The organism is Chloroflexota bacterium (genome assembly GCA_026713825.1).
GTDB lineage: Bacteria > Chloroflexota > Dehalococcoidia > Lucifugimonadales > UBA1127 > UBA1127.
Window position 1 is genome coordinate 21,476 of sequence record JAPONS010000030.1, and the last position, 20,589, is coordinate 42,064.

The 20,589-nt window shown below is 61.0% G+C and carries 19 protein-coding genes; 12 read left to right on the forward strand and 7 right to left on the reverse strand.

Going from position 1 to position 20,589, the window contains the following annotated elements:
- Positions 1–11 precede the first annotated feature (11 nt).
- From OXC99_03750 to OXC99_03760, 3 genes are read left to right on the forward strand one after another with little or no spacing between them, the layout of a single operon-like run.
- Complete coding sequence (locus OXC99_03750) at positions 12–917, forward strand: fumarylacetoacetate hydrolase family protein (protein ID MCY4624102.1); 906 nt, start codon at positions 12–14, stop codon at positions 915–917.
- A gap of 36 nt (positions 918–953) precedes the next feature.
- Positions 954–1,877, forward strand: a complete 924-nt coding sequence (locus tag OXC99_03755; GenBank protein MCY4624103.1) for a fumarylacetoacetate hydrolase family protein — start codon at positions 954–956, stop codon at positions 1,875–1,877.
- A gap of 26 nt (positions 1,878–1,903) precedes the next feature.
- Positions 1,904–2,764: an aldolase/citrate lyase family protein gene (locus tag OXC99_03760; GenBank protein MCY4624104.1), complete on the forward strand. Its 861-nt coding sequence runs from the start codon at positions 1,904–1,906 to the stop codon at positions 2,762–2,764.
- A 110-nt stretch (positions 2,765–2,874) separates the two neighbouring features.
- Here OXC99_03760 and OXC99_03765 read toward each other — a convergent pair whose 3' ends face one another.
- Both OXC99_03765 and OXC99_03770 read right to left on the reverse strand, forming a co-directional pair.
- Entirely contained in the window at positions 2,875–3,423 is a 549-nt protein-coding gene (locus OXC99_03765; protein ID MCY4624105.1) for a pyridoxamine 5'-phosphate oxidase family protein, read from the reverse strand.
- Positions 3,424–3,566: 143 nt separating this feature from the next.
- Entirely contained in the window at positions 3,567–4,304 is a 738-nt protein-coding gene (locus OXC99_03770) for a DUF502 domain-containing protein (GenBank protein MCY4624106.1), read from the reverse strand.
- 324 nt (positions 4,305–4,628) lie between these two features.
- On the opposite strand from OXC99_03770, the gene OXC99_03775 reads away from it, so the two are divergent.
- From OXC99_03775 to OXC99_03785, 3 genes are all read left to right on the forward strand, one after another.
- Positions 4,629–4,910, forward strand: coding sequence for a hypothetical protein (locus OXC99_03775; GenBank protein MCY4624107.1), 282 nt, complete (start codon positions 4,629–4,631; stop codon positions 4,908–4,910).
- A gap of 65 nt (positions 4,911–4,975) precedes the next feature.
- Positions 4,976–5,176, forward strand: coding sequence for a YtxH domain-containing protein (locus OXC99_03780; GenBank protein ID MCY4624108.1), 201 nt, complete (start codon positions 4,976–4,978; stop codon positions 5,174–5,176).
- A 539-nt stretch (positions 5,177–5,715) separates the two neighbouring features.
- Positions 5,716–6,039, forward strand: coding sequence for a YbjQ family protein (locus OXC99_03785; protein MCY4624109.1), 324 nt, complete (start codon positions 5,716–5,718; stop codon positions 6,037–6,039).
- Positions 6,040–6,049: 10 nt separating this feature from the next.
- Here the strand turns inward: OXC99_03785 and OXC99_03790 are convergent, their stop codons facing one another.
- Genes OXC99_03790 through OXC99_03805 form a run of 4 tightly spaced genes read right to left on the reverse strand, consistent with a single transcriptional unit; the run spans position 6,050 to position 9,440 of the window.
- The gene (locus tag OXC99_03790; protein ID MCY4624110.1) at positions 6,050–6,889 is read right to left on the reverse strand and encodes a metal ABC transporter permease; all 840 of its coding nucleotides are present in this window, start codon (positions 6,887–6,889) and stop codon (positions 6,050–6,052) included.
- Positions 6,886–7,680 carry a metal ABC transporter ATP-binding protein gene (locus tag OXC99_03795; GenBank protein MCY4624111.1) on the reverse strand — a complete coding sequence of 265 codons (795 nt, stop codon included), beginning with the start codon at positions 7,678–7,680 and terminating at the stop codon, positions 6,886–6,888. Before OXC99_03795 ends, OXC99_03790 begins: the two co-directional genes overlap by 4 nt.
- A gap of 21 nt (positions 7,681–7,701) precedes the next feature.
- The gene (locus tag OXC99_03800) at positions 7,702–8,895 is read right to left on the reverse strand and encodes a metal ABC transporter substrate-binding protein (GenBank protein MCY4624112.1); all 1,194 of its coding nucleotides are present in this window, start codon (positions 8,893–8,895) and stop codon (positions 7,702–7,704) included.
- Between the two features lie 32 nt (positions 8,896–8,927).
- Positions 8,928–9,440, reverse strand: coding sequence for a Fur family transcriptional regulator (locus OXC99_03805; GenBank protein MCY4624113.1), 513 nt, complete (start codon positions 9,438–9,440; stop codon positions 8,928–8,930).
- A 962-nt stretch (positions 9,441–10,402) separates the two neighbouring features.
- On the opposite strand from OXC99_03805, the gene OXC99_03810 reads away from it, so the two are divergent.
- The 5 genes from OXC99_03810 to OXC99_03830 all read left to right on the forward strand — a co-directional run bounded on the left by OXC99_03810 (position 10,403) and on the right by OXC99_03830 (position 16,062).
- On the forward strand, positions 10,403–10,795 hold the full coding sequence (locus OXC99_03810; protein ID MCY4624114.1) for an STAS domain-containing protein: 393 nt from the start codon (positions 10,403–10,405) through the stop codon (positions 10,793–10,795).
- A gap of 105 nt (positions 10,796–10,900) precedes the next feature.
- Positions 10,901–12,085: a SpoIIE family protein phosphatase gene (locus OXC99_03815; protein ID MCY4624115.1), complete on the forward strand. Its 1,185-nt coding sequence runs from the start codon at positions 10,901–10,903 to the stop codon at positions 12,083–12,085.
- Entirely contained in the window at positions 12,082–12,501 is a 420-nt protein-coding gene (locus tag OXC99_03820) for an ATP-binding protein (protein ID MCY4624116.1), read from the forward strand. Before OXC99_03815 ends, OXC99_03820 begins: the two co-directional genes overlap by 4 nt.
- 5 nt (positions 12,502–12,506) lie before the next feature.
- Positions 12,507–13,817 (forward strand): ABC transporter substrate-binding protein, encoded by a 1,311-nt coding sequence (locus tag OXC99_03825; GenBank protein MCY4624117.1) that lies wholly within the window; start codon positions 12,507–12,509, stop codon positions 13,815–13,817.
- 61 nt (positions 13,818–13,878) lie between these two features.
- Entirely contained in the window at positions 13,879–16,062 is a 2,184-nt protein-coding gene (locus OXC99_03830; protein ID MCY4624118.1) for an ATP-binding protein, read from the forward strand.
- Positions 16,063–16,112: 50 nt separating this feature from the next.
- Here the strand turns inward: OXC99_03830 and dxs are convergent, their stop codons facing one another.
- Positions 16,113–17,993 (reverse strand): 1-deoxy-D-xylulose-5-phosphate synthase, encoded by a 1,881-nt coding sequence (dxs, locus tag OXC99_03835; protein ID MCY4624119.1) that lies wholly within the window; start codon positions 17,991–17,993, stop codon positions 16,113–16,115.
- A gap of 613 nt (positions 17,994–18,606) precedes the next feature.
- Between dxs and OXC99_03840 the strand changes: the two genes are divergently transcribed.
- Positions 18,607–20,517 (forward strand): DUF839 domain-containing protein, encoded by a 1,911-nt coding sequence (locus OXC99_03840; GenBank protein ID MCY4624120.1) that lies wholly within the window; start codon positions 18,607–18,609, stop codon positions 20,515–20,517.
- The last annotated feature ends 72 nt before the right edge of the window (positions 20,518–20,589 follow it).

Below are 20,589 nucleotides of genomic sequence, written 5' to 3' on the forward strand. Positions count from 1 at the left end.
GGAGGCAAGCCATGAAGCTGGTGTTCTTCAACGATTACCGCCTCGGTGTCCTGAAGAAGGAAGAGGACCGGGTTGTGGACATGACCCTGGCCCTTGAGGAGATACCCCGCGTGGGCCCCGGTGACTATATGTGCCGGCTCATCGAGCGTTGGAACGGCTTCAAGGTCCGGCTGGAGCGCAACGCCATCGACCTGCCCGGCATCCCGCTCAGCGACGTGCAGCTCCGGGCGCCCATCCCCAAGCCGGGCAAGATCCTCTGCATGGCCGCCAACTACCTGGAGAACGGCTACCTCACAGAGCCTCGGCCCATCAACGGTTTCCTCAAGAACCCCAGCGGTGTCATCGGCGACGGCGACACCATCCACCTGCCCGCCGCTGAGGCGACCATCTTCCACCACGAGGCTGAGCTCGGGCTGGTTATCGGCCGCAAGGCGCGGAACATCTCCGAGGACGAGGCATACAGCTACGTCTTTGGCTACGTGAACTTCATCGACGTTTCTGCGCGGGGCCTCGGGCCGCAGGGCGCCGACACCTTCCTGCAGGGCAAGTCCTACCACTACTTTGCCCCCATGGGCCCCTACCTCGTCACCGCCGACGAGGTGCCCGACCCACAGGACGTGAAGGTGCAGCTCTGGGTAAACGACGAGCTCCATCAGGACTACAGCACCAGCGACATGGGCCACTCCATCCCCAAGACCATCGCGTGGCTCTCCACCATCGTCACCCTCAACCCGGGCGACGTGATCGCGCTGGGCACGAACCACCAGGGCCTCGGCGCTCTGCAGGACGGTGACAAGGTGGAGCGAGAGAGCCCCGGCCTCGGCCGCCTGACCAACTACGTCTCGGACCCGAGGAAGCGCGAGTGGCCCCGAGGCATCGACCAGGAGATGGCGGACCGCGTCGCCGGCAGGATCTAAGCCAACGGCCTTATGCCACGGAGGTAAGAAGCAACCATGAAGCTGGTCATGTACAACAACTATCAACTGGGCCTGCTCCAGGATGGGGGCGTCATCAACCTGTCCGAGTCCCTCTCGGACGTAAACGCGCCCACGCCGCAGGACCTTGTCAACGCCGTCATCGCCGACTTCGAGGGCACGTTCCGGGCACGCATTCAGGAGATCGCCTCCAAGGCGCAGCCCATCTCGTTGGATCAGGTGCATCTCCGCTCGCCGCTGCCGCGGCCGGGCAAGATCCTCTGCATGGCGGCCAACTACCTCGAGAATGGCGCGCTCCCGGAGCCCAAGCCCATCAACGGGTTCTTCAAGTCGCCGGAGTCCGTCATCGGCGAGGGCGAGACGGTCGTCCTCCCTACCGTGCACGAGGCGCCTGTCTTTCACCATGAGGCTGAACTCGGCGTGGTAATCGGCAAGGAAGCGGTTGACGTTTCCGCGGAGAACGCCTTTGACCACATCTTCGGTTACGTCAACTTCAACGACGTCTCCGCGCGGGGTCTGCATCCCAACAGCTTCCTTTGGATGAAGTCCCATGACACCTTCGGGCCGTTGGGGCCGTGGCTTGTGACCGCCGACGAAGTCGAGGACGCACACAATCTGCAGGTGCGGCTGTGGATCAACGGCCAGATTCGACAGGACTACAGTACCAACGACATGGCCTACAAACTCCCGGAGACCATCGAGTGGCTCAGCTCTATCGTCAAGCTGGAGCCGGGAGACCTCATCGCCACCGGCACCAACCACCAGGGCCTCGGCCCTATCCAGAACGGCGACATCATGGAGATGGAGATCGACGGGCTGGGCAGGATCACAGTGACCGTGAAGGACGAACTAAACCGGGAATGGCACCGGGGGGTGGACACCGATATTGCGGACTGGGTCGCGGGCCGCTCGTCGGAGCCCCCGTCTTGGGCGCGCCGATAACAGTTGGAAAGAACAAAGGAGGAGTCATGGCAGGACAACGGCTGAACAACATCATCAAGGCCTTGGAAGAGGGGAAGCCCGCCATCACGACGTTTGCAGGCCCCAGCATCGACAACGCAATCTCGGTCAGTTCGGCCAAGTACGACGGGGTCGTGTATGAGTCCGAGCACAACCCGTACGACATCGGGGTGCTGCGCCACTGTCTGCAGTACATGCTGAACCGCAAGCAGATCCTGGACGGCGGCACCTTGGCGCCGGCAGTGACCCCCACGGTCCGCATCCCCCCCAACGGCGGCGAGATGAACCAGTGGCTGGCCAAGCAGGTACTGGACATCGGCTACTACGGAATCGTGTGGCCGCACGTGAGCACGGTTGAAGAGGCCTACAACGCCGTTTCCGCCTGCCGCTACCCCCGCCCGCGCGATGCCGAGTACTTCGAGCCCGAGGGCCAGCGCGGCGACGCCCCCGGCAACGCCGCCCGCTACTGGGGCCTTTCCCAGCAGGAGTACTACAAGAAGGCCGACGTCTGGCCCCTCAACCCGGAGGGCGAGATCCTCTGCATCATCATGTGTGAAGAGGTCAAGGCCATTGAGAACCTGCCGGACATGCTGAAGGAAGTCCCCGGCATCGGCGTGGTCCTCATCGGCGAGGGCGATCTGTCGCAGAACTTGGGCCACCCGCGTGACTACTACCACCCCATCGTGGTGGAGGCCATGGCAGAGATCCGGGCGATCTGCAAGGAGCACAACGTGCCCGTAGGCCACCCGCACGTGGGCCTGGACAACATCGACCACGTCATCGAGGACGGCTACCGCTACCTCATGGTCGGAGCGGAGCGCTCCTACAACGGCCTCAACAGAGCGCTGGAGCTGGCCGGCAGGGCGTAGACCACTAACCGCTAGTCCTGGAATGTAAAGAAGAGGGGTCCCCAAAATCGCGGGACCCCTCTTCTTTGGCTGTCAGCAGTATGTTGAGAACTGCCTGTCAAGTGGCTCGGCTACTCTGACTCCGCCTCCTCGAACACCCACCGCGTCGCGTTCTGCGGGAAGTTCGCCTCCGTCCACCCGAACGCCACCCGCGGCGCCATGCGGTACATCACAGCGCCCATGTTGACCAGATCCATTTCCTCGGAACCGGGTTTGAAGCCATACTTGGGATTGAAGGTTTCCTCAAATCGGCGAATAGCCTCGGCGTCGCCCGTAACCTCGGTCATGACTCCCTCAAGCACCACCACCTCGTCACCGCTCTCCAGATGCACAGTCGCCCTTGGGTCCGCCGAGATGTTGCGTCCCTTGCGTGAATTGGCCCCGGTCCCGAAGTGAAAGGCGCCGTCGAACCACACACCCCAAACCGGCATCGCATGTGGTCTGCCGTCCGGTCGGGCGGTGACCACCCAGTAGTTTCGCGACGCCGTCAGCCGCTCCTCGGCCCACGCCCACGGAAGGATCTCACCCTCCTCCGGTGACGCCAATCCATATGACTCAGGCATCACGGGCCGGCTTGCGGTGGGAGGACTGTCGTTTGTGGGAACTCGTTGCTGTTCCATGAAGGCTTCCTCCAGCGAGTGTGAAAAAGAGACCATGCGTATGAAATCAGAACAGCGTATCAGGTCGGCGCTCCGCTCCGTACTTTGGGGACATGCAGAGCTGCTGAAAGCACTGCGTGTCACGGTCAGCGCGGCAGTCAAGCCTACGCCCGGCGGGCTGGCGCCTGGTACTCACCCACCAGCATCGAGCCCTCCGTGACCCGCTCCTGCGGCGCACGGGCCAACACCATCTTCTCGGGGAGCACGATGCCGCCGGAGAACACCAGTCGCATTGCGGCGTCAACGCTGATGTCGGTCTCCATCACGTCGTCCTCGTGGATGAATGCCATGTTGCCGGATGTGGGGTTGGGTACAGTCGGGATGTACACCACTGCTAGTGACTGGGACCGGTCGGGGGTGAAGACTCGGCCGGTGACAAACCCTAGAGCCACCATGCCCTCCCTGGGCCACTCCACAAACACCACCCGGGTAAACGTGGCCGACGAGGTGAGAGAGGTGATGCCCTGCTGGGTAATCTTGTAGAACGTCTTGACCATGGGAACACGGCTCAACACCTCATCCTTGAATACCAGGATCTTGCCGCCGATACGCGTGGAGTCCATCCACCCGATGAAATAGAAGATGACAATGAGCGTGATGAGCCCGAAGCCGGGAAAGTCCCATGCCCGGTTCATGACAAAGGGCAGGGAGCGAATGTAGCCGTCCGCCTTTCCAATCAGGAACGCCAGCAGTATCACCGTCACAAGGAGGGGGATAAGCGCCACAAAGCCCTGTAAGGTGCGCGACTGGATGTGGCTCTCCACTCGCTCGAATATGTTGGGTTTCTTCTCTTCTTCCTGATCCAACTCCTCTGGAGTGTTGCCGTCGTTCTGGTTCGTCATCCTACCTCTCCTCCCTCTAGCCGGAAACCAGAGTGCTTCGGCGCCGGAATGCAGCTGTTTCACCGTAAGCCGTGCCGTCATTCCTATGTCCGTCCGACACGGCTCCCAAAGGAAATAGATGCTCTTGCGGAATTCAGCACAAATTGTGTCCCAGGACGCCCTCCACGTCAAGGCATTTTGTTACCGATGGGCCCGTATGCAGGAGAAATTAACGCGACTAATGAGCAACACCATTACGTGTTAGACAGTATCGTCGTCATATCCGGTGTTGTACCTGTGACGACGCCATGATATGCTGGGTAAAAGACTAGGACTGAGGGAAACGTGGGAGATAGTACGCTCGTCGAATTCATACGGGACATCTTCATCATTCTTGCCGGCGGCGCATTGGTGTTCTGGTCGTTGGTGATGGTAATCATCGCAATTCTGGTCTACAAGAGACTGAACGCCACCCTGTCCGCCGCCCGCAATGCCGCCCACAATCTCTCGGAAAGCGGACAGGCCTTTAGGGACTCGTTCGCAGGTAAAAATCCCCTCTTCGGCATCGCCGCAGCGGGATTCGGCAAGGCGATCAGCGCACTTGTCCGCTCCGCTTTCAGGCGATAGCCCAGAACACCAGGGGGCAAATACATGGAGGAAGTGTTATGGCAAACGACAATGGAGGACATTTCATGAATGCATTCATCCTGGGAGCGGCTATTGGATTCGTCGCTGGTGTCCTGGCGGCGCCACGATCCGGCCAAGAGATGCGCGATGAGATCAACGAGCGCACGCGCGGAATCCGCGAGCAGGTGGAGCACTTGGCGGAACGCGTCCGCCACCAGTTGTACCCTGAGAGTGACGCCTCCGGCGACGGCCCTCGGGACAACTAGTCCGGGAACCCTTTCCCCAGTTCACACCCAACAGGCGGGCCTGGAATGACACAGGCTCGCCTGTTCTCCAGTTTCCAAGAATTCCCTGCTGTCTGCCGCCCGTAATACAAGCATTAAGCAACCCGGTGGCCCTGACTCTACTTGCCCGGCACAGAGCAGTTTTTTCATTCACATTTAACGCTCTTTTTACGCTCTGTTATTTCCTAGGGCGTAATTGCGGATGACAGCGATTGTCAACCGTATTAACAAGGGTTGTGATGGTTGAGCCTGACAACCACACCACTCTCCCAAGATCCAGCCATAATGAGATTTCTCAAATACCAGAAGATCGCGGAGCAGGCCAAGGTTCATTCAGGAGGCTCAGGAAAAGCTCCAGAAGCTGCTGGAGGACTAGCAACGGACACCTGCGTACGTTCGGGCGCTCCCCGCCTCATGAAATGAGCGCCGCCGGCCAATCCCTCGTTCCGCCGGAAGGTCCCTTGCCTCAGGTCCGCCAGACGGACACAATGCGTCCAACCGTCCACCAAGGAGTCGAGCAAATGATCATGGCCACTACCAGCGAACTGCCCGGCATGACCGTCAAGGAAGTGAAGGGACTGGTCCAGGGGAACACCATTCGGGCGCGTAACGTCGGCCGCGACATCATGGCTGGCCTTCGCACCCTCGTTGGCGGGGAGATCACGGAGTACACACGGCTGATGACCGAGTCCCGCGCCCAGGCCACGCAGCGCATGGTCGACGAAGCGGAGAAGCTTGGCGCGAACACCATCCTGGGTGTGCGCTACACCACATCGACGGTCATTGCCGGCGCCGCGGAGCTGCTGGCGTACGGCACGGCCGTCGTCGCAGAGGAGTCCTCGTAGAGAGGGCGCCTTACCCCTCTTCTTCCTCTATCCGGCGTCGCAAGAAGTGCCTGCCAAAGGCCACACCGGCAAAAAAGGCTGTAGCCACCAGCGCCATTGCGGGCCCGGACGGCAAGTCAGCGTAATACGAGAGGTAGAGTCCCGCCACTGCCGAAGTCCCGCCAATCGCCGCGCCCCACAGCATGACGCCCACAAACCGCCGGGCGATCAGGTAGGCCGTCGCAGCTGGAGTGATGAGCATCGCCATGACCAGCACAATGCCCGCCGCCTGAATGCCGATGACGATCACCAGCGCCAACAGACCCAGGAGAATGTACTCCACCACTCCCGTCTTGATGCCGATGACCTTGGCCCCTATTGGGTCAAAAGTTGTGTACACCAGTTGCCAGTGGTACACATAGAGCCCAACCACCACCAGGGCAGCCAACCCCAGCGAAACCACAACTTCAGTCGAGGAAACGCCAAGGACCTGACCCAACAGCAAGTCCTCAATGTTGACCGTTATGCCAGTCGCGCGAGACATCATGACGAGGCCCAGTGCAAACATTCCCGCGAAGATTATGCCAATAGACGTGTCCTCGCTGATGCCGGTGCGGCGGGCGACCCCTCCCATTATGACTGCGAGGAGGACAGCCGCGGGTACAGCGGCAATAAACGGGCTGAACCCCAGCAGAAAGGCCAGCACCATCGCCGGCAGGACCGAGTGCGCCAGGGCATCCCCCATGAAGGCTCGCCCCCGGGTGATGACGTAGGCGCCCAACGCCGGGCACATGATGCCCACGAGCAATGACACGATGAGCGCCCGAACCATGAAGCTGTATTGGAAGGGGTCGAATAATATGTCTATCATGCAGGGCCGTTCGTCTCTGCCTCGGCCATGTTGTGAGAGTGGCCATGCCACATGCCTCGCCCGTGCCAGTGGCCTTGTGTGAAGTCCATCCCGTGCGACCCGTAGAGCTCTTGCAGCACCTCCGGGGTGAAGGCCTCCACCGGCGGGCCCCATGCGCAAACGTGACGGTGGAGGCACAGGACCATGTCAAAGCGCTCGGCGAGATTGGACAGGTCATGGGTGGCCAGCATGATGATACAGCCGTCGTCCCGAAGGGAGCGCAGCACATCCACGATTTCTTGCTGCGCCCCAACGTCGACGCCGCTGAATGCCTCGTCCAACAGGACAATATTGGCTTCTTGCGCCAGCGCCCGGGCGATGAATACCCGTTGGCGTTGCCCGCCGGAGAGTTCGGTCATCAGGGATGAGCGCCGGTCCCAAAGTCCTACGCGATCGAGGCTGTTTCGCACCAATTCGCGGTCCTGGCGCCCCGGGCGGCGGAGCGGGTTCCCGCCGCTCCGCCCCAGCATGACGACGTCCATGACGGTTGCCGGAAACCGCCAGTTGATGCTGTCCTTCTGAGGGACATAGGCCAACGCGCCGTGGAAGTCCACTTTGCCCTTCGTGGCGGGCAAGACGCCGGCGATGACGTCAAACAGCGTGCTTTTGCCTGCGCCGTTCGGCCCAAGGATCCCCACAAGGGCGCCCCCTCGGACGTTGAAGGTAACGTCTGAAAGGGCTCGGAAGGCGCTCCGTTCCACCGTTACGTGGGCGACGCTCAGTTCCGGACGCGTAGCAATTGAAGTTGCCATCCCTACCCCTCGCTTCGGATCCTACCGCAATGCCGCGACTATGCGGTCTACGTTGGTCCGCACCATGGTTATGTAGGTGCCCGCGTCGCTGCCGGGGGTGCCCAGCGAGCCTGAGTATAGGCGGACAAGCTCTGCTCCGGATTCTTCTGCGACGGCCTGCGCCAGCCGCTCGGTGACCGTCGTCTCACCGAATATCGCCGGGACTTCGTACTCTTCAACATCATGTGTCAGCTCTGCCAGGTCTGCAGGAGACGGCTCGACGTCAGTCGTTGTGCTCAGCACGACGCCCACGACCTCGAAGCCGTACCGTATGGCGAAGTAGCCGAAGCTGTCGTGAGAGGTAACCAGCAGGCGGCGCGCCTCCGGCACCTCGCTCACTCGGCCCGTGGTCCATTGGTCCAGCTCCAACAGCTGCCGGTTGTACGCGTCTGCGTTGAGCAGGTAGGTGTCAGCGCGGTCGGGGTCGAGGGCCCCAAGACGTCCCGCTATGTCATTCACCGCGCTCTGGACTCGGATAGGATCGAACCAGAAGTGGGGGTCTTCAAGCCCATGGCCATGCCCCTCGTGCTCTCCCTCGCCTTCCTCGGTGAAATGCTCGATTTCCTCGATGACCTCTTCAGGGGTAAGCGTTCCAGCCTGGGCTTGCAGCAGCAGCTCAACCACCATGGCCGGCAGCTCTTCTTCCTCCTCCATTGCCATGCTTTCCATCAGCTCGCCAATCTCTACCAGGCCTTCCACGGCTGTGATCTCGCCTTCTTCAACCTCATGGACGATATGGCTCAGCTCTTCGAGCAGTTCCACCTCGTCCGCGTGGGTGGCCGCAAACTCAATGGGGTCGATACCCTCGCCAAGCTCGATGACCGTCGCGGGGTCCCTTGTGGCGTTGTGCAGCAACTCCTGCAGCCACGCTCCCTCCAGACCCAGTCCGATGCTCAGGACCAGCTCAGCGTCAGCTATCTGGGTAACGTCCCGGGCGCCTGGCTGGAAGGTGTGTGGGTCAGCGCCGACTGGCAGGAGACTGAAGACCTCCACGTTCTCCCCGCCGATGTTGCGCACCCAGTCCGCGACGATGTTGTTGGTGGTGACTACGCTCAACTTGGGCTGGGCGGCGGCCCCGCCGGAACATCCCGCAAAGGCAGCGGCCAGCAGCAGCCCCATTAGCAACGCCGCAATCCATCCCATGACCCGAACCTTGTGCATTCCTCGCATGTCCATATCACCTTCTCCCAGTATTTGTGCGCTATTGGCTAGGAACCCACTAACTCAGCGTAGGCGTCATCGTGGTCGTGCGTGTGCGCATGCCCGTGCCCGTGCAGATGGACGGGCGGCTTCATGTGTTCGTCCTGGAGGCACGTCGGGCAGGTGACGTACAGATCGATGCGATGCCCGACAATGACCCCTGGAATCTCCGCGCTCAGCGCTCGAAGGAACCGTTCCAGCGTGGCGGCGCGGAACTCTGAGACCATGCCGCAGCGGATGCAGACCGTGTGGTGATGGTGTTCCACCCGGGAGGGGCTGTACCGCGGTGCGCCATTCATCATATTCAGCCGGCAAATGGCCCCGACGTCCTGGAGGAGTTTCAGCGTGCGGTAGATTGTGGCCCTGCCCAGTCCCGGCAGCTCCGTCACAATCTCCTCGGCGGTGAAACCCTCCTGTTTGGCCTCCAGCGCGCCAATGATCTCCCGGCGCGGAAGCGTAAGGCGGTATCCGTTGTCCTCAAGGATCGCCATGAAGTTGGATCGAACTGCTTTTTCTGTCATATTGATACTCTATATCAATTTTTTCTCAATTGACCCGCCGTTTGTATCAATTTCATGTTATCCGAGTTCCGCTTAGATATGGCCGACGGGCAAGACGCTATGATGATACTTTATCTCAATAATCTTGTCAAGATGCTCAATACCACTATTTTTGCCTTGCCTGTCACCTTGTCGCCGGACTGGCGGCGTGGAGGGAGCTATAGAATCAACGCGCGCGCCGCCGGGCGCTGTCACAACGCGGTCTCCGCGGTCTCCGGACCCTCGCCCCGGTCCTCGCGGTGGCGGCGCCCGCATGACCAAGGCGTCCTCGGAAAGAGAGGGGCAATGGCGAAATCAGGTGAACCCGCCCCCCAATCGATTGTAACAACCTCCTCCTTGTCGGTGCTCGCGGAGACGCAGGATGGGGTGCTCTTCGCTCATATAGCTGGACGCCCGGACGGCCAGAACATTCCCATCTTCCGGCAAACGCTTGAGTCGCTGCCACTCGGCGGGCGCCAATTGTTCCTCCTCGACACGAAGGGTCTCACCTGCATCGCCAGTGACGGGCTCCGCGTTCTCTGGGCCTTCGGCGGAGTCTCTCAGAGGGATCATACAAAGTGGCCCTTTGCACCGTCCTGCCCAACATCACAACCATCTTTGAGATCAGCGGCTTTACCCGGATCATAGCCATCTGCCCCAATGTGCCGGCAGCCAAAGCGGAGGTCCCAGGTTAGGCTGCAATACCGCAGAACTTCCTTCCAGCCCTCCTCTATATTCCCAAGTTGCGGAAAAGGCACTAGACCCAACGCCGCATCTTGGCTACAATCTGCATACCTTACGTTCGGGGTGGGTCAGTCTTTGGCCAATCCGTTCCCGGTAGGGTAAGGCTCGCCGCCGCAGGCGAGCGCCCTCGCAGGGAGCGGAACCGGGACTTCGGCCAGGACGGTCTTCCACACTTGAGCCTACCGGAAGGAGCAGGGTCAATGAGCACAGATGACCGCCAGAGTGAAGCCAGGACAGTTGCCGACTCCAAGAACCTCACCGTCAGCGGTGAGACCAGCAATGGTGTTTTGCTAGCCAGCGTCGCCGGCCGTGTCGACGGCAGCAACGCCCAGGACTTTCAGAGCGCCATAGAAACACTTTTGGGTGACGGCGCCGCTGCCCTTGTCATGGACTTGGAAAACCTCGCCTACATCAGCAGCGCCGGTCTCCGTGTAATCCTGCTGATCTCCCGGCAGATGCAGGGTCGGTCCGGCAAGTTTGGCGTCTGCGGGTTGACCGGCCCCATCAGCGAGGTGTTCGCCCTCAGCGGCTTCGACAAGATTATCCCCATCCACGCCGCTCGGGCAGACGCCCTTTCGGCGCTTGGTGGCTAGGGCAACTCTCAGTCGTACCGTGACTGGCCCGGCCATCCAGGGAAGTCCCTGTAGGCGTCAATGCCGGATACGCTTCTAGTAGCCCTGCCAGGGAGTGAAATACGCATGGAACAACCTGCGGAGAACGAACGCACCTATAAAATCCTCGTGGTAGACGACGAGCCCGACGTTGAGCCGCTGGTGCTCCAGCGCATGCGGCGGCGCATTCGCTCGGGCAGGTATTCGTTCGTGTTCGCGCAGAATGGCGTCGAGGCCCTTGAGCGGCTCCAGAATGACGGCACCATCGACATGGTGGTTTCCGACATCAACATGCCGCAAATGGACGGCCTGACGCTGCTGCAGCAGATTCCCAACGTGGACCCGGACATTCGCGCCGTCATTATTTCCGCCTACGGCGACATGAAGAACATCCGCACAGCCATGAACCGCGGAGCCTTTGACTTTGTCACCAAGCCCATCGACTTCGAGGACCTGGAGGTCACCATCGATCGTACTCTTGGGCACATTGCCCAGTGGCGCGAGGCCCTCTCCTCCCGCGACAAGCTGGTAGCCCTCCAGAATGAGTTGGATGTCGCGCGCAATATGCAGCAGTCCATCCTCCCCACCGCATTCCCCAAGGGCGACGATTTTGAGATTTACGGAAGCATGGAGCCTGCACGCAGCGTCGGCGGCGACTTCTTCGACGTCGTCCAGCTGGACCATGAACGCGTCGGCGTCGCCATTGCGGACGTCTCCGGCAAGGGCGTGCCCGCCGCGCTCTTCATGATGTCCAGCCGTACCCTGCTCAAGGGTTCCGCCATTGGCCACCCGGAGCCTGCGGAAGTGCTGAAGGAAGTGAATGACCTCCTCACCCAGGACAACGATGCCGCCATGTTCGTCACCGTTTTCTACGCGGTATACGATGCCTACACGGGAAGGTTCACTTACGCCAACGGCGGTCACAATGCTCCCCTGCTCATCAAGGCAAACGGAGAACGCTCCCTTTTGCCCCTGACCGCCGGGCTGGCGTTGGCCATCGTTCCGGACATGGAATTCCAGCAGGACTCCATTGTGCTCAGCCCCGGCGATACCGTGGTCCTGTATACCGACGGCGTCAACGAGGCCATGAATCGAGACCATGAAGAGTTTGGCAATGACCGGCTCCTCGAAATCTTTGCCGGCCGTCCACCCAAGTCAGCGACTGAAGCCAACGACGTCACGTTTGCCGCGGTGGCAGAATTTGTGGCAGGCGCGGCCCAGTCCGACGACATCACCTGCTTGGTCCTCCACCGCAAGGGGGCTAACACTTGAGCGAAACCCTCGCACTGAAGGTCCGCACCAACCGCGATGAGATCGGTCACATCACAGCCGAGGTGGAGACCCTTGCGGAGCGCGAAGGCTGGGCTGCAGAACTTTCCTATAAGGTCAACCTGGCCTTGGAAGAGTTGGTCATCAACATCATGGACTACGGGTTCGAGAGCGGTGACCATGAGATTGACATCACCCTCATCTCAGAGGACCACCGGCTTACCATCGAAATCGCGGACAGCGGGAAGCCATTCGATCCGCTGAATGAAGCCCCCGTGCCCGACGTGAATGCCCCCATGGCCGAGCGTCCTATCGGTGGCCTGGGCGTCTATCTTGTCCGAAACATGATGGATGACATGCAGTACCGCAGAGAGGGAGACCGCAACTACCTCACCTTGATCGCCAATAGGGAGAAGTAGATCGGATGTCTGGAGAACAGACGGCCATGCGCCCCACAGTTCGGAGCGGATTGGCCAAGGCTCTCTTGATTGCCGCCGCTCTCTTCGCCATCGTGTCGGGTTCCTGCGACTTTATCCCCTTCTTGGGCGGAGAGAACGCGGAAGGAGGCGGCACCCAAACCCCGGATAACGTCGTCACCCTTACTCCGACAGCAGAGCCTGTGAATGCGGGCGTCCCCGGCGTCGCGCCGAATCGCATCCACTTTGGACAGAGCGCCGACTTCAGCGGCTCCGCCGCCGCGCTTGGCCAGAACATGCGCATCGGAATACAAGCGGCGTTCAATGAGGTGAATGACCAGGGCGGCATCAATGGCCGGCGCATGGAGCTCTCCAACCTTGATGACCTCTATACTCCTGAGAAGGCTGTCATCAACACGATCAGGCTCATTGAGGAGCTTGAGGTATTCGCGCTTATCGGCGCCGTCGGCACGCCGACATCCCGTGCCGCCGTCCCCGTTGCGCAGGAGGCCGGCGTCCCGTACATTGCGCCCTTCACCGGCGCGGAATTCCTTCGGGACCCCCAGCTCGAAAATGTGCTCAACCTCCGCTCCTCCTACTTTCAGGAGACAGAGGAAATGGTGGAGCGGCTGACTACGGACTTGGGCATCACCCGCATTTCCATTCTCTACCAGGATGACTCGTTTGGCCGCGCCGGACTTCAGGGCGTCCTCAACGCCATGGAAAAGCGTGATATGGAGTTGGCCTCCATCGGCCTTTACCAGCGGCTTACCACCGCGGTCAAGGCTGCCCTTCTTGACATCCGTCAGGGTGACCCTCAAGCCGTCATCATCATCGGCGCGTATCAACCGGCTGCTGCGCTCATTAAATGGGCCCGGCATCTGGGCATGGACCCGGTGTTCATCGCAGTGTCCTTTGTCGGCAGCAACGCCCTGGCTGAGAGTCTGGGATCGGGCGGAGAGGATGTCTTCATCACGCAGGTCGTGCCCTTCCCCTCGGACGCCTCCCTTCCCATAACCCAGGAATACCTGCGTGCCCTCGAACGGTACTTCCCCAACAGAGAGCCGGGCTTCGTGTCCTTCGAGGGATACCTGGCGGGCAGGTTGGCCATCGAGGGAGTCAAGCGCTGTGGTGAAGACATCACGCGGGAGTGCTTCCTTGAGTCACTCCGTGACGGCGAGCCTATCGACCTCGGCGGGTTCCATGTACAGTACGGCCAGGGTGACAATCAGGGCTCGGACAGGGTATTCATCACCCGAATTGACGAGAACGGCGAGTTTCAGCCTGTAACAAACATGCGCGACGCATTTGTTCAATAGGGGCAGAGTCATGTTTAGGTCAATACTGAATCTCCGGTATAGGATCTCAACACAGCTCTATATGGCGCTGGGCAGCGCGGTGGCCCTCACCATCGCCGCCAGTCTTGTCGGCTGGTTCTCCTTCAACAACCTCGGCGAGGTCCAAAGCCGTGTGAACGATGACACGGTGCCGGAGCTTACGGCGGCGTTCAAGGTCGCCCAGAGCACCGCGTCCCTCACCGACGCAGCGCCCCGCCTGGCCAGCGCCAACTCATTCCAGGACTTGGCCTCCATTGCCTCCAGTGTTGAGCAGTCCCACCAGAACCTCCTGGAAGATCTGTCGGCGCTGCGGAGCGGGGAGCAGCACACCGCCACCTTCCTCGGCATCGAGTCGAACATCGATAACCTGCTCGGCAATATCGACGCCATTCGGGAACTGCGCGCCATGCACTTTCAGCTGGAATCTCGCTCTGAGTTTCTTCGCCAGGATCTCGCAGATGTCCGTGAGCAGTTGGATGAACTGCTGGTATCTGAAGTCGACGACCAGATCTTTTTCACCATGACGGGCTTCCGGACACTTGAGGACCCACCGATCCTCCCTGAAGAACACTTCTCCACGGAGCAGCTTGGCCGCTATCGCCTGCTGGCGGACCTTCACGCTCAATCCGACAGCTCGACGCTCCTGTTGGAGAGCGCCTTCAGCATCTCCGCTGCGGCTCTCCTGAAGCCGCTGGAGGAGAGCTTTGAGTCCTCCTCCGGTGAAATCCTCCGCATTCAGACAGCCATGGGTAACAGTAATCTTCAGGAGGAACTGGATCCTTTGCTGGACCAGCTTGTGGAGTTGGGCCTTGGCGATCAGGGAGTGTTCATTACACTGAGTGAATCACTGCGCCTTGCGGAGAGGCAGGATCTTCTTGCCGCGGAAAATCGGGGCATCTCGGTCGCACTGGTGTCTCAAGTTGACGGCCTTGTAGACGCCGCCAACGTGCGGGCGGCAGAGGCAACGCTAGCGTCAGAGGAAGCAATCTCCACTGGTCAGGCGCTCCTCCTCTCCATCAGCGGCATCAGCGTCGGCGGCGCCATCCTCATCGCCTGGCTCTTCGTCGGCCGCTCTCTGTTGCGGCGCCTTGCAACCCTCTCAGCCTGGATGCGCCGAATGGCCAGCGGTGACCTCGAAGCCAAGGTCGAGATGAAGGGCCGCGACGAGGTAGCCAACATGGCCGCCGCGCTGGAGGTCTTCCGCCAGCACGCCCTGGAAGTGCAACGCCTCAACCTTGTTGAAGAGCTGGCAGGTGAGCTACAGGGCAAGAACGAGGAATTGGAGAGCGCCCTTTCCCAGCTCAACCGCGCACAAGACCAGATTGTGATGCGTGAGAAGCTGGCTGCGCTCGGTGAGCTTACGGCCGGCGTTGCCCACGAGATCCGCAATCCGCTCAACTTCGTCAAGAATTTCTCCGAAGTCTCGACGGAGCTCCTGGAAGAGCTGCATGAGGTGCTCGACGAAGCGGGCGACAGCATTCCACAGAAAAAGCGGGACGAGATTCAGGAAATCTCCGACGACCTGTCCAGCAACCTTGACCGCATCGGCTCTCACACGGCGCGCGCCAACCGCATCGTCCACGACATGCTCATGATGGGCCGCGATACGGCCGAGTGGCAGACCATCGACGTCAACAACATCGTCGATGAATACTCCCGGCTGGCGTTCCACAGCGCACGCGCAACCGATCCCGACTTCCAATTGGACTTGCAGGTATCCCTGGATAGCAACGTTGGCCAATTGGAGGCCATCCCGCAGGACCTTGGCCGCGTCTTCCTCAACATCGTCAGCAACGCCTGTTACGCCACTGACGAGAAGAGAAAGGAAATCCTCCGCACAGGCGGCAACTACATGCCAACGGTGTGGATCGAAACAATCAGGGACGAGGAACGGATCACCATCAAGGTTCGGGACAACGCCAACGGCATGCCCCCGGATGTTGTCGAGAGGATCTTCAATCCGTTCTTCACCACAAAGCCCACGGGACAGGGTACAGGACTGGGCCTGGCAATCTCCAACGACATCATCCGGGAGCATGGCGGCTCAATCGATGTTATGAGCACGCCGGGCGAGGGTACGGAGATGACCATACATTTGCCTTTGGTGAACGCGGCCCGCGCCACCGAGACTGCCGAAGAACCCGTGGCAGCAGAGGATGACCTCGATGACGACGATGATGAAGAGGTGGTGGGCGCCGTGGAGTCCGATGCTGCGGACGGCGCCTAGCCCGCCACAGTCAGTGCGGTCGCAGCTCCGTAGCCGACGATGATGAGGGTCTAGACCGTGGCTTCCTGCTGCTGGGGAAACATCTCCAGCACCATCTGAACGATGCCGTCCGTGTCCAGTTGAAGCTGCCTTCGTTGGTCGGCTGCCGTGCCGTGCTCCACGAAGGAGTCCGGCATGCCGATACGGCGCACGGTCACCCCCTCCGCCCTCGCGTCCGACAACGCCTCGAGGACTGCGGATCCAAATCCCCCAGCCAGGACGTTTTCCTCGATGGTCACGATGCGGCCCGTATTGCGGGCAGCGTCGAGCAGCAGGTCCACGTCAAGGGGTTTCACAAAGAGCGCATTCACCACGCCACACGCGATTCCGTGCTCCGCCAGCCTGTCTGCGGCCTGCATCGCCGCCGTGCCGGGCTTGCCTAGCACGAAAAGGGTCACGTCGCGCCCCTCGCGCATAACAATGCCCTTCCCAATTGGCAACTCCTGCAGTTCGGCGTCCAGCTCCGCGCCGGCGGCCGACCCCCGGGCGATGCGAATGGCAAACGGCCCCGGATGCCGGTAGGCCGTGTAGATCAGGTGCTGCAAGTCGTTTTCGTCCATCGGCGCCGCCACGATGGCGTTGGGCAGCACTCGCAGGTACGATATGTCGAAGGCGCCATGATGGGTCTTGCCGTCCTCCCCCACAATGCCGGCCCTATCCGCGATGAGCGTGACCGGAAGGTTGGGCAAGCAAACGTCGTGTACCACTTGGTCAAAGGCGCGTTGCATGAACGTGGAATAGATGGACACAAACGGGTGCATGCCATCCGCGGCCATGCCGGCAGCCATGCTCACCGCGTGCTGCTCAGCAATTCCCACGTCAAACACCCGGTCGGGAAACTCCTGCAGCACTTCCGCCAGCCCGGTGCCTTCCAGCATGGCGGCGGAGATGCCCACGACCCCGCGGTCTTCCTGCATGATGTGGCTGATGGTCTTGGCAAACACCGCCGAATAGGTAGGGGCGCCGGAGCCTGCTCCAAGCGGTGAGCTGGGCTGGTGGAACTTCACAGGGTCGTCCTCGGCCGGCTTGTAGCCATGCCCCTTGTGTGTCACAACGTGGACCAAAGGCACCCGGCCCAACGTGACCTTAGCCTGCTCCAGCGTCTCCTGGAGTTGCTTTATGTCATGTCCGTCAACGGGTCCCAGATAATGGAAGCCCATCTCCGTCCACATGACCGTTGGCAGGATGAAGCCCTCTATGCCGCCGCCCATGCGCTTCACGAGCCGGTAGATCGCCTCCCCGCTGGGCACCCGCCTCGACAGGGCCCGCATCCGGCCGATCATCGCCTGGTACTCCGGGTGGCTGATGAGCTTTCTTCGCCAATTGGTGAGGAAGCCGATGTTCTCAGAGATCGACATTCCATTGTCGTTCAACACGATGATGAGCCGCTCCGGGCTGCGGTGGACAAGGTTGTTCAGCGCTTCGAGGCTCGATCCGGACGTCAGCGCGCCGTCCCCAACGACGCACACCGTCCACGCCTCGGTTCCCCGGTTCGCGACGCTCTCGGCAATGCCGTGGGCCACAGAAAGGCCGGTGCCCGCGTGCCCGGCTACCAGGACGTCGTGCGGGCTCTCCGTGGGCTCGCCGAAGCCCGATATGCCGCCCGCAAGTCTGATGTCCTTGAACTCGTCACGCCGGCCGGTCACCAGCTTGTGCGTGTAAAGCTGGTTGGTGGTGTCCCAGACGATGCGGTCCGTGGGGCTCTCGAATACCTTGTGGATCGCCAGCGTGAGCTCTACTACGCCGAGGTTGGAAGCCAGGTGACCGCCACGCTCCGTGATGACCTCGACGATAGTGTCTCGCGCTTCTTGGGCAAGCTGCTCCATCTCCGCTTGCGACAGCTGCTTGAGGTCGGCTGGGCCCTCTATTCTGTCCAACAGGCGGTCGGTCATCTGATGCCTCCTCTGTAGTTGGGCGGCCACACGAAGCCGTGAGGGAAAGCGGCCCCCTTCATATACGCTACTCTACGGGATTCAACACTTGGATACAAGGAAAGCAGTATCCAAGGGGGCAAAACTGAGACCGCGTGCCATTTCGGCAACGGCGCTCCCGCCCCTGTCGCCAACCCCGTGATTGTTCGTCGTAGACGTGGTCCGGCAACCCGTAGCTGATGCCGGCCTCAGTTAAGGCGGACACGCTCTGGAGCTGCGTGAAGTCATTGATAATGACTGGAGTAAAGCCGAATGGCGCAATTGCTTGGCCCCTCAAGCGCCAAGTATCTCGGCCAACCAAACAGTAAGTGCAGTGACAACCAGGGTGAGAAAGGAGTTCCCGCCGATTCTGACGGTAAGTCACAGCGTTTCTATACGTACCCTCTGCAACAATTGCATCAAGAACTTTTCAATTAACTTCGATATTCCAGGTCACACAGTAGTTGATTTCGGGTTAATCTCCGCCTACTGCATGAACTCTCCAAACATCGTATAGTAGGTGGTGCTTCCGGCTTGTGGGCGTTGCATCCGCTTGCCATGCCTCCATTCCACCCAATGCATTCAAGGAGGAACTATGTTGCTGAGTAGGATCAACAGGATGCAGTCGCTGGCAGCCCTGCTGCTTGCGGCGTTGGCCTTGTCCTTGGCGGCCGGGGCATGTGGCGAAGAGGGCGCACAAGGACCGCCTGGACCGTCTGGGCAGGAAGGTGCGCCCGGAGAGCGTGGCGGCCAGGGTCTCCAGGGCATTGCCGGCCCGGAGGGGGCTCGTGGCCCGCAGGGCCCCCAGGGGCCCCAGGGCGAACCGGGCGTGGCCGGCGCGCCCGGCCCCCGCGGCGAGCAGGGCCCGCCCGGCATCGATGGGAGCGCAAGCGAGAGAGACATTGAGTTCACCACCGTTGGCGGCGCCATAGCCTGGAAGTACACCGATGAGCCCTCAGACGCTTGGCGTACGCTGGCGGCGCTGCCGGAGCCCAGTTTCGCACCTTCTGCAGGCCCCAGCTTGGGCATGCTTGCTCCAAGCCCTGATTGGGAGGTCATCACCGTATTCACCATCGGAGACCGCGTCAACAATTACCGGCCGCCGGGATTCTTGGACGGCACTGGCGCATTCTCTTTGAACAGCGCCACCGTCCGGGTCCTTACAAATCATGAGCTCTTGGCAGAACAGGGTGTGGCCTACACCTTGAGCAACAACCTCTCTCTTACCGGGTCTCGAATTTCCTACTTCGACATCGACAAGGAGACCCACAGGGTGAAGGCTTCCGGACTGGCGTACGACCGAATTGTTAACCGTGCGGGCGCTCCCCTGACGGTGCGCACGGTCGACAATGTCGACTCGGGCCCCCTTCGCCTGCTCTGCTCCGCCACCTACATTCCCAACGGGTCCTTTGGCCTTGTGGATGACGTCTACTTTACCGGTGAGGAGGTCGAGGGCGGTCAGCTCTTTGCCCTCGATGTCGATGAGGGAGACCTCTACGCCGTCCCGGTGGCTGGGCGCGCCGCTTTTGAGAACGTAACCTTCATTGACACCGGCACATCTACGTCCATCGGCATGGTTATCAGTGACGACCGCCCAGGCGCTCCCCTGAAGCTCTACATTGGCGACAAGAACGCCCTCGGCGACGGTTCATTCCTGGACCGCAACGGCCTGGCCAAGGGCACCCTCTACGTCTGGAAGACCCGGAACGGTGACGAAACCCCCAATGAGTTTGGGAGGACCGGTGAGTTCCGCCAGGGAACCTTTGAGGAGATTGAGATATTTGACGCCGCCAAGGCGAACACTGACGGTTACGACGCCCAGGGCTACGTGACTCAGGAGATGCAGGATGCCCTGGCCTTCGGCAGCGATGCGCTTGGCATCGATGGCGTGGGCGCATTCCACTTTTCCCGTCCAGAGGACCTTGCGACTAACCCGCGGAACTCACGCCAGATCGTCCTGGCTTCAACCGGGGACGGTGAGAGCTACCCCGGCGATGATTGGGGCGCTGTGTACCTTATTGACGTCGCCGCCAACACTCTGTCCGCCAACGCCCGCATCCTCTACTCCGGTGACGATGGCGGCAACAGCCAGTTCCCCGGTGGCGCCGACTTTGGTCTCCGCAGCCCCGATAACGTGGCTTTGGCCGATGACGGCATGATCTACGTCCAGGAAGACCGCGCCACGCGTGTTGCCGTCTTCGGCCGTTCCAGCGGCCGCGAGGCTTCGGTGTGGCAGTTGAATCCTCAGACTGCCCAGCTCGTCCGCATCGCGGAAGTCAACCGCAGCTTTACCCCGGTGGGCACCGTGGACACTGCGCCCGACGACCTCGGCAACTGGGAGACCACCGGGGTTCTTGACGTGACCTCCCTGTTCAACAGCCGCACGACCATGCTGCTGGTGAACATACAGGCCCACAGTATGCAGGGCGACCTGTTTGGCGGAAGCAACATCAGCAGGGAGCTCGTCGCTGGCGGTCAGATTGTCCTCCTCCGTAAGCTTGGCTAGCCACTCCGTCGCGAAAACGAATGGTGGGGGCGGGAGAGCGGCCGCCACCCCCGGTCCCCCGCCGGCACCGCC